12 protein-coding genes are annotated in these 12,616 nt (G+C 67.6%); 7 read left to right on the forward strand and 5 right to left on the reverse strand.

Annotated elements, in window-relative coordinates; genetic code table 11:
- Positions 1-82: 82 nt before the first annotated feature.
- Positions 83-1,783, forward strand: a complete 1,701-nt coding sequence (locus RHA1_RS26590) for a tyrosine-protein kinase domain-containing protein (protein WP_011597643.1) — start codon at positions 83-85, stop codon at positions 1,781-1,783.
- Here RHA1_RS26590 and RHA1_RS26595 read toward each other — a convergent pair.
- A complete protein-coding gene (locus RHA1_RS26595) occupies positions 1,748-2,266 on the reverse strand; it encodes an arsenate reductase/protein-tyrosine-phosphatase family protein (RefSeq protein ID WP_011597644.1) in 519 nt (172 codons plus the stop codon). The genes RHA1_RS26590 and RHA1_RS26595 overlap by 36 nt on opposite strands.
- 105 nt (positions 2,267-2,371) lie before the next feature.
- Here RHA1_RS26595 and RHA1_RS26600 point away from each other — a divergent pair, with 105 nt between their 5' ends.
- The 4 genes from RHA1_RS26600 to RHA1_RS26615 all read left to right on the forward strand — a co-directional run bounded on the left by RHA1_RS26600 (position 2,372) and on the right by RHA1_RS26615 (position 6,595).
- A complete protein-coding gene (locus RHA1_RS26600; RefSeq protein WP_011597645.1) occupies positions 2,372-3,694 on the forward strand; it encodes a UDP-glucose dehydrogenase family protein in 1,323 nt (440 codons plus the stop codon).
- A gap of 117 nt (positions 3,695-3,811) precedes the next feature.
- Positions 3,812-4,777 carry an esterase/lipase family protein gene (locus tag RHA1_RS26605; RefSeq protein ID WP_011597646.1) on the forward strand — a complete coding sequence of 322 codons (966 nt, stop codon included), beginning with the start codon at positions 3,812-3,814 and terminating at the stop codon, positions 4,775-4,777.
- Positions 4,778-4,892: 115 nt separating this feature from the next.
- The gene (locus tag RHA1_RS26610) at positions 4,893-6,311 is read left to right on the forward strand and encodes a DUF7159 family protein (RefSeq protein ID WP_050787390.1); all 1,419 of its coding nucleotides are present in this window, start codon (positions 4,893-4,895) and stop codon (positions 6,309-6,311) included.
- A 50-nt stretch (positions 6,312-6,361) separates the two neighbouring features.
- Positions 6,362-6,595, forward strand: coding sequence for a hypothetical protein (locus tag RHA1_RS26615; RefSeq protein WP_237726957.1), 234 nt, complete (start codon positions 6,362-6,364; stop codon positions 6,593-6,595).
- A gap of 11 nt (positions 6,596-6,606) precedes the next feature.
- Here the strand turns inward: RHA1_RS26615 and RHA1_RS26620 are convergent, their stop codons facing one another.
- Complete coding sequence (locus tag RHA1_RS26620) at positions 6,607-7,902, reverse strand: YibE/F family protein (protein ID WP_029539533.1); 1,296 nt, start codon at positions 7,900-7,902, stop codon at positions 6,607-6,609.
- Positions 7,903-8,463: 561 nt separating this feature from the next.
- Here RHA1_RS26620 and RHA1_RS26630 point away from each other — a divergent pair.
- Together RHA1_RS26630 and RHA1_RS26635 are read left to right on the forward strand one after the other, a co-directional pair.
- Positions 8,464-8,925, forward strand: a complete 462-nt coding sequence (locus RHA1_RS26630; protein WP_237726958.1) for a hypothetical protein — start codon at positions 8,464-8,466, stop codon at positions 8,923-8,925.
- 4 nt (positions 8,926-8,929) lie between these two features.
- A complete protein-coding gene (locus tag RHA1_RS26635; RefSeq protein ID WP_011597652.1) occupies positions 8,930-10,111 on the forward strand; it encodes an MAB_1171c family putative transporter in 1,182 nt (393 codons plus the stop codon).
- Here RHA1_RS26635 and RHA1_RS26640 read toward each other — a convergent pair.
- The 3 genes from RHA1_RS26640 to RHA1_RS26650 are packed head-to-tail and all read right to left on the reverse strand — an operon-like array spanning position 10,102 to position 12,577.
- Positions 10,102-10,542 carry a hypothetical protein gene (locus RHA1_RS26640; RefSeq protein ID WP_011597653.1) on the reverse strand — a complete coding sequence of 147 codons (441 nt, stop codon included), beginning with the start codon at positions 10,540-10,542 and terminating at the stop codon, positions 10,102-10,104. The genes RHA1_RS26635 and RHA1_RS26640 overlap by 10 nt on opposite strands.
- Positions 10,539-11,258 (reverse strand): helix-turn-helix domain-containing protein, encoded by a 720-nt coding sequence (locus tag RHA1_RS26645; RefSeq protein WP_011597654.1) that lies wholly within the window; start codon positions 11,256-11,258, stop codon positions 10,539-10,541. The genes RHA1_RS26640 and RHA1_RS26645 overlap by 4 nt, the downstream gene beginning before the upstream one ends.
- Positions 11,259-11,314: 56 nt before the next feature.
- Positions 11,315-12,577: a pyridoxal phosphate-dependent aminotransferase gene (locus RHA1_RS26650; RefSeq protein ID WP_011597655.1), complete on the reverse strand. Its 1,263-nt coding sequence runs from the start codon at positions 12,575-12,577 to the stop codon at positions 11,315-11,317.
- Positions 12,578-12,616: the final 39 nt, after the last annotated feature.

Here is a 12,616-nt window from a genome sequence, read left to right on the forward strand (position 1 = left end):
AGAGGTTCAGTCGGGTCGAAACGAAGTAGATGACAGCACGATCACGCAAGCCCCGAGCGTGAAGTCGATGGGAGACTCGATAATGGAAATACAGGACTACCTGCGGATACTGCAAGCGCGATGGAAGATCATCGCCGTAACGACCGTAGTTGCAATTCTCGGCGCGCTGGGAGCATCACTGCTCACCACGCCGATGTACGAGGCGTCGACCCGCATGTTCGTGTCCACGTCGTCCGGGGCATCAGTCAACGAGATATACCAGGGCAATCTGTTCTCGCAGCAGCGAGTGACGTCATATACCAAGCTGCTCACCGGTGAAAATCTCGCGCAGCGAACCATCGACAAGCTCGGCCTCGACATGACGGCGCCCGCACTCGCATCGCAAGTGAAGGCCAGCTCGGCGCCGGACACGGTGCTGATCGACGTCAAGGTGCAGGATCCGTCGCCGGAACGCGCCCGCGACATCGCCAATGCCCTGTCCGACGAGTTCGTCGTCATGGCACGAGAATTGGAGACGCCCGAGCGTGGCGGCGCCCCGGCGGCGCGCGTCGTCGTCGAGCAGCAGGCTCAGACGCCGTCGGTGGCGGTCTCCCCGAAGACCGAACGGAACCTGGCGCTGGGTGCAGCGGTGGGCTTGCTGCTCGGCCTCGCGCTGGCCGTCCTGCGTGATCGCCTCGACAACACGGTCAAGGACCGGCGCACCGTCGAGGAGCTGGCCGGTTCCGCACTAATCGGCACCATCCCGTTCGACAAGGACCGGCAGACGCAGCAGGCCATCAATTTCGCCGAAGGCAACTCGTCGAGCGCCGAGTCCTACCGCGAGCTGCGGACCAACCTGCAGTTCCTCGAGGTGGACAACCCGCCGCGCGTCATCGTCGTCACCAGTTCGCTGCCCACCGAGGGTAAGACCACCACCGCCATCAACATCGCGCTCGTGCTGGCGGAGGGCGGCCAGAACGTATGCCTGGTCGAGGGCGACCTCCGTAAGCCGCGGGTGTCGAAGTACCTCGGTGTCGTCGGTTCCGTCGGTCTCAGCAGCGTCCTCGCCGGCAAGGCCGACCTCGACGCCGTGCTCCAGCCGACGCAGTACTCGGGACTCACGGTGCTGGCATCCGGACCGATCCCGCCGAACCCGAGTGAGCTCCTCGGAACGGAGACGGCCCGCCAGGTGCTGGCCGATCTGCGCGGCCGGTTCGACTACGTGATCGTCGACGCGTCGCCACTGCTGCCGGTCACCGACGCGACCGTCTTGACCGCGATGTCGGACGGCGCGCTGGTCATCGCGCGGCACGCCGAAACCAAGCGGGATCAGCTGTCGCGGGCGGTGGGCAACCTGCACAGTGTGGGGGCAACCATCCTCGGCACGGTCATCACGATGACGCCGAGCCGCGGACGGGGCGTCTACGAGTACAAGTACTACTACGAGACCGACAAGTCTCTGCCGCAGATGCAGCAGGCCGCCCCCACGCAGCCTCCCGTGCAGCAGCAGCCCCCTCAGCACCAGGCACCTCAGCAGCCGCAGCCGGCCCCGCACGTTCGCGACGAGTACCCGCCGCAGCAGTACGGTCCGAACGGGGGAGATCAGCAGGAAGTGCCCGCCTACCAGGGCGCCCCGGCCTACCAGGGCGACCAGGGTCAGCAGTGGTACGGCGGTCCCGACCACTACGGCAACGAGCAGCAGGCGGGCGCACCGGTGCCTCCCACACCGCGACGCACCCGCCGCTACCGCGACGACCAGGAAGCCTGGTCAGAGACGGACGCTTCGCGCGACCACACCCAGTAGATCGGCGATCTCGGACCCGATGGTCAGGAACGTGTCCTCGTCCTGCCCCATCGGGTCCGGAACGTCCTCCGGGGTCTCGTCGGCCTTGTGTTTGGGACGTGCCGCAGCCAGGTCGGCCACCGACTTCGCATCCGCCGCCTCCGCGAGCCGAGCCGCCTCCCGGAGCGTGAACGTCTTCTTCAGCTGCTCCGGGGCCAGCGCCAGCACCTTCTCGCGCTGACGCTCGGTCATCGTCAACACCAGATCGGCATCCGCCGCCAGATCGGCGGTGAGCATCCGCGCGGTGAAATCGCTCGGATCACCGCCGAGCCCTTCGAGGACTTGCGCGGCCGTCGGTTCCATCGGGCGTCCGACCGCGGCGCGGGTACCTGCGCTTTCGGCAGTCAGATCGGTGATCCCGAGCTCCTCGGCGTATGCCACTGCGAGGCGCTCAGCCGTTGGGGAGCGACAGACGTTTCCGGTGCAGACGAAGAGAACATGCATGGGCGAAGCATAGGGTCTCGCCTCGCACCGTTCGTACACGCACTGTTGGCTTCGAACATCAGTCGGGTAAATATCGCGCTCACCTGCGCTGGTTATCAAGGGTGCATGCGCTGCACCGTGTTTGGAACCGGATACCTGGGAGCCACCCACGCCGCCTGCATGGCGGAACTGGGCCACGACGTCCTGGGCGTCGACATCGATCCCGGAAAAGTGGCGAAACTCTCGTCCGGGGAGGTCCCGTTCTACGAGCCCGGGCTGGGGGAGGTGCTGCGCCGGAACATCGACGCCGGCCGACTGCACTTCACCACGTCGTACAGCGAGGCCGCCGAGTTCGCCGACCTCCACTTTCTCGGTGTCGGCACCCCGCAGAAGAAGGGTGAATATGCCGCGGACCTGCGGCACGTGCACTCGGTGATCGACACCCTCGCCCCGCTGCTCGACCGTCCCGCCGTCATCGTCGGCAAGTCGACCGTTCCCGTCGGGACGGCGGCGGAGCTGGGTGCGCGGGCCCGGGCACTCGCCCCGGCGGGGAACGCCGTGGAAGTGGCGTGGAATCCGGAATTCCTGCGGGAGGGCTTCGCCGTCGCGGACACCCTGCACCCCGACCGGATGGTGCTGGGAGTGGACCGCCAGCGCCCCGGACGCGCGGAGACCGAGTTACGCGAACTGTATGCCCGCCTGCTCGGCGAGGACATTCCGTTCCTGGTCACCGACCTCGCCACCGCGGAACTGGTGAAGGTCTCGGCCAACGCGTTCCTCGCCACCAAGATCTCCTTCATCAACGCCATCTCCGAGGTCTGCGAGGCCACCGGCGCCGACGTCACCCAACTCGCCGACGCCCTGGGATACGACGCGCGGATCGGCCGCCGCTTCCTCAACGCCGGTCTCGGCTTCGGCGGCGGCTGCCTGCCCAAGGACATCCGCGCCTTCATGGCGCGGGCCGGTGAACTGGGCGCGAACCAGGCCCTGCACTTCCTTCGGGAGGTCGACAGCATCAACATGCGGCGCCGCACCCGGATGGTGGAGTTGGCGGCGCAGGTGTGCGGAGGTTCGCTGCTCGGCGCCAACGTCGCCGTGCTCGGCGCGGCCTTCAAACCCGAATCCGACGACGTCCGCGACTCGCCGGCGCTCAACGTAGCGGGGATGATGCAGTTGCACGGGGCGGTGGTCAGCGTCTACGATCCGAAAGCCCTGGACAACTCGCGCAGGTTGTTCCCGACGCTGAACTACGCGACGTCGGCGGTCGAGGCATGTGACAACGCCGACGCGGTGCTGCTGCTCACCGAGTGGGCGGAGTTCGTGGCCCTGAAACCGGAGGATTTGAACGATGTGGTCCGGGCCCGGGTGATGGTCGACGGCCGCAACTGTCTCGACGCCGCGGACTGGCGCACCGCCGGGTGGGTCTATCGAGGTCTCGGGAAGGGATAGCGCGCTCGGATAACGGTTTGTGACCTTGCGGTCGCCTGCGATAACGGGTTGACGATCTCCGCTCCCGGGAACATCGCGGGCGGTAGCGTCAGCCTCAATCGCAACGGAGGGCTGGCGATGTGGAAGGCACGTCACGGATCCCGATTCGCATTGCTCGCTGCCGTTGTCTGTATCTGTGCGCTCGGGGTCGCCCCGGCTCAGGCGGCTGAAGTACCGACCCTGCCGGGGCCGGCGCAATCCGACGCCGGTTCGGCGATCTCCTACGCGAAGCACCATCCGCATTCTGCGCCGCCCGGGACCAACGATTTCTCGTGCCGCCCCGGTCCCGCGCACCCCCACCCCGTGATTCTCGTTCACGGCAGCGACGGCAGTGCGTACTCGAACTGGGCCGGGTTGAGCCCGAAGCTGAAGGCCGCCGGGTACTGCGTGTACGCCCTCAACTACGGACGGAAACCCGGTACCGAACACTTCGGGATGCAGACCATGACCGACGGGGCGGCCGAACTCGAGGTGTTCGTCGACGACGTACTGGCCTCAACCGGTGCGGACGAGGTCGACCTGGTCGGGCACTCGCAGGGCGCGACGGTGGCCCGGTACTACATCAACAGGCTCGGCGGGGCCTCGAAGGTGAACCGCTGGGTCGGTCTCGCGTCGCCGTCCTACGGTGGAACGTTCTTCGGGATCGCGACGGCTTTGCAGACGCTGCCCGGCGGCAACGAGTTGATAGTGGGGATCGGTTCGGAGGCCCTCGCCGAGCAGGTGCAGGGATCGCCGTTCCTCACCGCGCTCAATGCGGGCGGTGACACCGTCCCCGGCGTCGAATACACCACGATCGGCACGCGGTACGACGAGGTGATCCAGCCGTACACCAACGTCGCGCTGCACGACCCCGGTGCCACCAACATCCTCGTCCAGGACCTGTGCCCGCTCGATCAGACCGGACATTTCAACCTGCCCTACGACCCGTTCTCGCAGCAATTGGTCCTCAATACGCTCGATCCTGCACACGCGATCGTGCCGCCGTGCACGTTCGTGCCGCTGGGCACGGGCATCGCGGGAGTGATCATCGCGAGCAATTTCTGAGTTGCCTCGCGCCGAACGGTTGCTCGGTTGCCCCGTCGGACCGCTTCGCTAGACTGCGGGCCATGGAGTGGGGGGATTCCGGATCGAACCCGTGCACAGTCGAGTTAGGCGGCCCATGAGTTCGGTTCTAGGTGTGTCGGTCGGTGCGAGCGCGGTGCGCTTGGCACGACCCGACTCCGTGAACCGTGACGACGCCGGGAGCCGGCTCCTCCCAGACTTCCGGGCCCAGGTCGTCGCCGCGGGGCGGGACCTACCGGAGGAACTCGCCGCCGAATCGATCGGCGTCGTCCTCGCCGGGGCACCCGACGCCGGGCAGGTCCGAGCCACCGGGGTCGCCTACCGCGACGAAGCCCAGGCAGGCGCCGTCCAGGCGGCGATGGCCCGGCAGCAACTCGCCAACTACCAGCTCGTCACCGAAGCGTCTGCGGCACTGAAGTTCCTCGACGTCTCGGGCGCCCTCGGCGACCATGCGACGCTCATGTTCTACGACCTGGGCAGCTCCGGGCTCACCGTGAGTGTCGTCGACCGGGCGACGGGGAAGGTGGTGGAGACGGTCCGCACCGACACGGTGAGCGGAGACGTCTTCGACCGGCTGATCCGCGACAACCAGTTGGAGAACAAGCGGATCGAGGAGCCCGGCGACGCGGCAGCCGGGCTCGCGCTCGACCTCCGCTGTCGTGAGGCGAAAGAGCGGCTGTCCACCGGCGGTGCCGTCGCGGTGCCCGGTGACGGCGGGCTGCTGTTGCTGTCCCGCGGCGTCTTCGACGCGCTGATCGGTGTCACCGTCGAATCCTCGGCACGTCTCGCCCGCGACGTCATCACGAGGTCGGGACGAACCCCCGACGCCGTGGTGCTCATCGGCGGCGGTGCCCGCATTCCCCTCGTGCGGTCGGTGCTGCAGTCGTGGCTCGGGTTGCCGGTCGTCGTTCCCGATCACCCGGAACTCGTTGCGGCACAGGGTGCTGCGCTGCTCGCCCAGCAGGTGGTGCAGCCACCCGCCGAGGTCGTCAGGGTCATCCCGCCGCCCTACACACCGCAGTCCGCACCGGACACAGTCGTCGCCACCTACCAGGCTCCGAGCGCGACCGTCGCACGCACCGGTGCGCCGTCGAGTACTCCGTCCTGGCTGAGCGCCGCCGCGCCGCCGCCGAGTCAGCAGGTGGCCAAGCCCCAGATACGGGGGGCCGCGCTGGCGGGCAGCGCACTCGCCGTGGTCGCGGTGATCGGTCTCGGGCTCGGGTACGGCAAGAACCTGCTGGCCCGCACCGAGGGCTCGTCTCAGCCGGTGACCACACAACTCACCACCGAATCGCCGGTCGTCACCGAGGTGGCCACACCGTCCCCGACGACGCCCCCGCCGCCTCCGACGTCCGAGGCCGTCGAAGCGCCGGTCCAGACGGCGTCGCAGATCCGGATTCCCGAACCGGCGCCCGCACCGCCGGCCCCACCGCCCGCGCCGCTGTTCCCCGGTCTGCCGCAGATTCAGTTGCCGCCGCTCCAACTGCCCGAACTCCCCACGTTCCCCGGAACGTAGTCGCCGCCGTTCTCCGGGCCTACGATGGGAATGGTTCCGGCGTAGAGAGGATGTGTGCAGTGACTGCAAATCCAGCGGAGTTCCACAGCACTCCCAACGTTCCCAGGCCCTCGGCGGCCTCGCCGGCAGACACGCGCCGGCTCGTCGCCTACTCCAAGCCGATCCTGAAGATGTTCCCGCCCACCAGCGAGCATGCGGCCAAAGTGACGATGCTGACCGTCTACGCGCTGATGGTCATCGCCATCATCTTCATCGTCCTCCGGGAGTTCGGCGTCTTCAGCTAGCGGTCGCCGCGCTACTTGGAATGGCGGCCACCGCGTGACGGCTTGATCGCGGGCGCCCCGCCGGAGGGACCCGCGCCGATCGGACGTGCCAGCATCACCGCGATCGCGGTGGTCAGCGGAACCGACAGTGCCAGGGCGATGCCACCGACCGCCGAACGCACGATCTCGATGGCCACGGCATCACTGAGCAGCACGTCCTGGATCGACCGCCCCGCCACACTGAACAGCAACAGCAGCGGCAACGCCCCGCCGGCATACGCGAGGACGAGGGTGTAGACGGTGCTGGCGATGTGATCGCGACCGACGCGCATCGCCGAACCGAAGATCTGACGCCGGGACGCGTCGGGGTCCAGCGACGCCAGTTCGAACGCCGATGCCGCCTGCGTGATGGTGACGTCGTTGAGCACACCCAGCGAGCCGATGATGAACCCGGCCAGCAGGAGCCCGGTGATGCTGACGTGCTGTATGTACGTCTGTACGTTGGTGTTCTGTTCCTCGGAAAGCCCTGTCAGACGAGTCATCTCGATGGTGGCGTAGGACAGGATCGCGGCCACCAGCATCGACGCGAGAGTGCCCAGCAACGCCGAACTCGTTCGCAGGGAGACACCGTGCGCGAGGTACAGCACGGCATACAGGATCACCGCGCCCGAGACGAGAGCCACCGGGATCGCTGGCTTTCCGTCCAGGAGGGCCGGGAGGGTGAACAGGACGAGCACGCCGAACGAGACGACGATGCCGACGAGCGCCCGGAATCCGCGCCAGCGCGCGACCGCGATCACGACGGCGGCGAACGCGAGTGCGATGAGGGTGACGGGCAGGCCGCGGGCGTAGTCCTCGAACGAGTACTCCGTCGTGCCGTTCACGTCCGTCTGGCGGGACAACCGGATGCTCTCGCCCACCCGGAGGTCGGGCTGCCCGGGGCCGGGAATGATCTCGAGGAGCGTCTGGGTGCCGGTATTGGGACCGGACTCGATGTCGACGATGCTGCGCTGGCACTCGTACGCGCCGGCGGGCGGCGGCAGCGGGGTGCCGGTGAAGACGCGTCCGGCCGACGGACTTCCGCAGTCGCCGATGTTCTGCATCGTGACCGTGCCCGACTCCGTGACGACCGCACCGCCCTGGGCGCTCTGGAAGGGCTGTTCGACGTCGACGCCCGGCTTGCCGGGCCACAACGCGATAACGCCGATGAGCACCGCGACGCCGATGGCGACGAGGAGCCCGACTACCACCTTGGCGGCCACGGGCCCCATCGGAGCCGGTCCGCCGCTGTGGCCGTGTCCGTGGCCGTGTCCGTGGAATTCGCTCATCGGCCGCATCGCGTCGGCTGCTGGGGGGGATTGTCTCGGCACGCACGACAGGGTAGTCGGACGGCGACCGGCGACGCTGTGACGGAAGTGGCGTGCGGTGCCAGTGTTGCCGAACTGTCAGGCTAGTATTGCTCTCGTGTCGCTTATATGTCGCCGGTGTGATTAGATATCGAAGCATGGCACGCAGCAGCTAATCTGCAGCGAACGCCGAACTCCACGCAGGGGTGTCCGGAACTCCGAACGAGGGGTGTGTTCCGCGGACGACGAGCCGCTGCGTGGAGAGATTTGCCGAGCTGGGTGGCGGGGTACAGGGGGGGTTGACCCCGCCACCAACCTGGCGCCCACAGGGGGGGGAGGGGCGACAGGTGCTCGAGGCACTCGAGGTGCCGGTTGCCAATCTACCGACACGGTAGGGGTATTCGTCAACCGGGTAGGTGAAATCGCCCACATGTCGTGACCTCGCACCCCGACGGCCTACGATTATGGCCGTTCGGAGGTGTTCCAGTGCGAATCTCGCGGCAGTCGCGATCCAGCAACCATCTTCGCCGGATCGTGGCGGAGATGGGTATTCCCGTGCCCTGGAACAGGGATCAGCTCGTCGCCGGCGTCGCAGCCCGTCGTGGACGCCCGATTCACCTGGTCCCGGTCTCGCACGCCCTGGTCCACGGCGGTCATTCCGGTGTCTGGCTCGCGAGGGCCGAGGACGACGTGATCCTGTACGCAGCAGGGACGTCGGACGTGCACGCCACCCACATCATCTGCCACGAACTGGCACACATGGTGCTGGGCCACGACCGCAACACGATCGGGGACACCTCCGTCGACCCGACGGTGTTGTCGGCGGCCGCGCCGTCGGTCGACACGGCGCGCGTGGTCAAAATGCTCGGCCGGTCCAACTACTCGAACGACCAGGAATACGAGGCCGAACTTCTCGCCACCCTGATCATGGCGGGTCGTCGAGCGGGGACGAGCGACGACACCGTCGGTGACGCACGGGTGTCGCGGATGCTCGGAACGTTCTGACGCCGTGTACGAACCGCCCACCTATGTGAGCTGGCCGCTCCTCGCCGTCGTCTGGGGAACGACTCTCCTGCGCCTGGCTCTCGTCCGGTCGACGGTCGCCGAACGCCGGATGAACGCCGCCCTCGTCTTCGCATCCCTCTCCCTGGTCCTGCAGCGATCACTGGCACAGACCTGGCTCGACCGCTGGTTCGGGTACGGGTTCGCGAACACCCTCAGCAACGTCTGCATCATCCTGACCGCGGCGTCGCTGATCAGCCTCTTCTCCGCGTGGGCGCTCGGCCCGGCGCGCCTTCCCCGGATTCACGTCGTCTCGCTGTCGATGTGTGCCGTCGCGGGAGCGATCCTCATCGGCCTGAGCACGCCGGCGCGATCGCGGGGCGTCGCCATCGCCGACGAGGGTGGCTGGCCTTTCGCGGCGTACTGCATCACGTACGCCGTTCCGATCCTGTCAGTCGCCCTGCTCAACCTCTGGATCTCGCTGAAGGCCGTGCGCACCGCGACACCCGGACGCGAGCGCCGGGTGTTTCTCGCGGTCATCGCCCTGTCTTTGTTCGAGGTGTTCGACATGGGGGTCGTCGTGACGACCGGCGTGGTCAACGCGGTCAGCGAAGACAACGCCCTGACCGAATCGCACAGCGACTCGGGGGCATTCATCCGCCTGCTCGTCGTGTCGGCGGGCGCGCTCATCTCGGTCGGACCGGTGGTACGGGTGCTCGGTCACCGCCGGCGGTCGCGGCAGGTGGCCCGGCGTCTGCAACCGATGTGGCGGACCCTGACCGGCGCTGTGCCCGAAGTGGTCCTGGAACTGCGACCGGCGGATCGTCGGGCACTGTCGGCCCATAGCCGCCTGGACCGCATGAGCGTCGAGATACGCGACGCGATCATGATCCTCGACCGGCACGTGGTGTTCGAGCTCGGTGGACACACCGGCGCCGCACCACCCGTGGTCACGGCTACGCGGCTGCACCTCGCATGCCTGGCCCGCAGGGCCGGTCACCGGGCGCACGGCACGGGTGGGACGGCCCACCTGTTCACGACCGACGTCGGCGGCGAACCGTGGGAGCTGGCCCGGCTGGCCGATCACTGGCGGGACGCCGAGCACGTGGCGGCCGAACTGTGGGCGCGTCGCCTCCCTCCGTTCGGCGGCCCCGCCGACCCGTCGGCGCGCGTCCCCGCTCAGGTCTGACGAGGGTCCGGCGCCGCGACCGGCAGCGGTCCGTGACTCAGCCGCAGATTCTCCAGAAGGGGAATCAGCGATTCCATCTCCGCAGTGGTCGGCTCCGCGGACGCATCGAGTGATCGCATCGACAGGTGCCGGACGCCGGCCTCGCGGACCGCGATCTTGAAACGGACCAGCGTGTCGTAGTCGTGGTAGCCGTCAGCGGCGAGGTACTGCTCGGGGGCATGGAAGTGCTGCGCGACCGCCCGCAGGACGTCGGGCTCGGGCGCGTGGTGATCGTTTCTGCGCAGGGACTCGATCTCGGACGGCTCGACGGGACGGCCGAGTATCCGCGACACACCCGCGGCGACGGTGTCGTCACCCGGTTCGGGACCGTCGAGGTCGTGGGCCAGCGAGAAGAGGCGATTGACCCGCACCGACAGTGGCACGCCGTTCATGCGTTCACCTCCGCGTCTCCGCTGCGTTCGGGATCCTCGGTGGCCACGAGTTTCACCGCGTCCTCCCATCGACGCCAGAAGCGCTCCCGGGTGGCCGCGTCGAGATCCTCTCCCCGGCCGTAGAGGAAGCGGCGATACCGCGCTTCCTCGAGTTCACGCGGGTCGGTGACCGTGGTCGGTTCCTCCAGCAGGTGACCGAACGCGAATTCCACCAGGGGTTGGCGTGGTCCGGTGGGTCCTCCGTTGACTTCCAGCAACCGCGTCACGTACGCGCCGGTGATCTTCGAGACAACCCGGCTCAGTTCCCCCGCTGCCTCGGCCAGCCCCGGAACCTCGGGATGCGCCGCGCTCAGCTTGGTGATCTGGGTGTGCGGCCCCAGGATCTCGATGATCGTGTCCAGATCCAGGGGAATCTCCGACGGCCCGAGCGTCAGCGGGCGCGCGGCCGGCGACCGGTCCTCCCCGTCGAGCGCCTCGAGCGGGGTCGGATGACCGCCGTCGAGGGTGCGGGCCGCGCTGCCCGGAGCCCAGCGGAGCGCGACGTCCAGTTTGCGGAGGGTCTCGATGCTCGGATCCGGGCCGGTCCCGTTCTCGGCGCGCGTCTGAGCTGCGTCGGACGGGCCACCCGCGGCCGTGACCTCGTCCTGTGTGAGGTTCAGCAAACGCCGTCGCCGGTGGACGAATTGTCCGAAACGCGCGCGGGTGCTGGTGACCATGCTTTTCCCCCAGGAGACACGCAAGCGACGCGCGTGTCGCTTGCTGTGTCTCGATCCTACTGCTTGTAGCTGGTGAGGAAATTTCCGAACCGCTCGATGGCGACAGCGAGATCACGCGCCCACGGCAACGTCACGATGCGGAGATGGTCGTGGTCCGGCCAGTTGAAGCCGGTGCCCTGAACCATCAGGATCTTCTCCTGCAGCAGAAGGTCCTGGACCAGCTTCTCGTCGTCGTAGATCTCGTACACGTTCGGGTCGAGGCGGGGGAATGCGTACAGCGCGCCCTTCGGCTTCACGCAGGAGACACCGGGAATCATGTTGAGGCGTTCCCACGCCACATCACGCTGCTCGAGCAGTCGCCCACCCGGCAGGATCAGGTCTTCGATGCTCTGGTGCCCACCGAGCGCCACCTGGATGGCGTGTTGACCGGGCACGTTCGGGCACAGACGCGTCGACGCGAGCAGGTCGAGTCCCTCGAGGAAACCCGCGGCGTGTTCCTTCGGGCCCGTGATGGCCACCCAACCGGACCGGTAGCCGGCGACGCGGTACGCCTTCGACAGGCCGTTGAACGTCAGGCACAGCAGGTCCGGGGCCAGCGTGGCGAGTGAGATGTGTTTGGCGTCGTCGTAGAGGATCTTGTCGTAGATCTCGTCCGCGAGAAGCAGCAGCTGATGCTTGCGCGCCAGGTCGACGAGCTGCTGCAGCACCTCCATCGAGTACACCGCACCCGTCGGATTGTTCGGGTTGATGACGAGCAGCGCCTTGGTCTTGTCGGTGATCTTCGACTCGATGTCCGCGATGTCGGGGTTCCAGTCGTTGCCCTCGTCGCACAGGTAGTGCACCGGGGTGCCGCCGGCGAGGCTCGTCATCGCCGTCCACAGCGGGTAGTCCGGTGCCGGGATCAGCACCTCGTCGCCGTTGTCGAGGAGCGCCTGCATCGTCATCGTGATGAGCTCGGACACACCGTTGCCCAGGTAGATGTCGTCGACGTCGAGTTCGGGGAACCCGGCGACCAGCTCGTAGCGGGTGACGATCGCGCGCCGCGCCGACAGGATGCCCTTGGACTCGGAATACCCCTGCGCGTACGGGAGCGCGGCGATCATGTCGCGCATGATCACGTCCGGCGCGTCGAAACCGAACGGCGCGGGGTTGCCGATGTTGAGCTTGAGGATCCGGTGGCCTTCCGCCTCCAGCCGGGCGGCGTGGGCATGTACCGGTCCACGAATCTCGTAGAGCACGTTCTGAAGCTTGGTGGACTGCTCCAGCTTGCGGTGCGGCTTGCGGTGATGGCCGTGGTCTGGGTTGCTCACGAGCGTCATTCTCCCACTCCCGGGCAACCGGATTTCTACTGGTGGGTA

This window comes from Rhodococcus jostii RHA1, from assembly GCF_000014565.1.
GTDB lineage: Bacteria > Actinomycetota > Actinomycetes > Mycobacteriales > Mycobacteriaceae > Rhodococcus_F > Rhodococcus_F jostii_A.

Excerpts from the sequence above, each read along its gene's own strand:
- RHA1_RS26600 (WP_011597645.1), top strand. The coding sequence starts at position 2,372 with ATGCGCTGCACCGTGTTTGGAACCGGATACCTGGGAGCCACCCACGCC.
- RHA1_RS26645 (WP_011597654.1), bottom strand. The coding sequence starts at position 11,258 with ATGGTCACCAGCACCCGCGCGCGTTTCGGACAATTCGTCCACCGGCGA.
- RHA1_RS26620 (WP_029539533.1), bottom strand. The coding sequence starts at position 7,902 with ATGAGCGAATTCCACGGACACGGCCACGGACACGGCCACAGCGGCGGA.
- RHA1_RS26610 (WP_050787390.1), top strand. The coding sequence starts at position 4,893 with ATGAGTTCGGTTCTAGGTGTGTCGGTCGGTGCGAGCGCGGTGCGCTTG.
- RHA1_RS26615 (WP_237726957.1), top strand. The coding sequence starts at position 6,362 with ATGTGTGCAGTGACTGCAAATCCAGCGGAGTTCCACAGCACTCCCAAC.
- RHA1_RS26640 (WP_011597653.1), bottom strand. The coding sequence starts at position 10,542 with ATGAACGGCGTGCCACTGTCGGTGCGGGTCAATCGCCTCTTCTCGCTG.
- RHA1_RS26595 (WP_011597644.1), bottom strand. The coding sequence starts at position 2,266 with ATGCATGTTCTCTTCGTCTGCACCGGAAACGTCTGTCGCTCCCCAACG.
- RHA1_RS26630 (WP_237726958.1), top strand. The coding sequence starts at position 8,464 with ATGGGTATTCCCGTGCCCTGGAACAGGGATCAGCTCGTCGCCGGCGTC.
- RHA1_RS26605 (WP_011597646.1), top strand. The coding sequence starts at position 3,812 with ATGTGGAAGGCACGTCACGGATCCCGATTCGCATTGCTCGCTGCCGTT.
- RHA1_RS26590 (WP_011597643.1), top strand. The coding sequence starts at position 83 with ATGGAAATACAGGACTACCTGCGGATACTGCAAGCGCGATGGAAGATC.
- RHA1_RS26650 (WP_011597655.1), bottom strand. The coding sequence starts at position 12,577 with ATGACGCTCGTGAGCAACCCAGACCACGGCCATCACCGCAAGCCGCAC.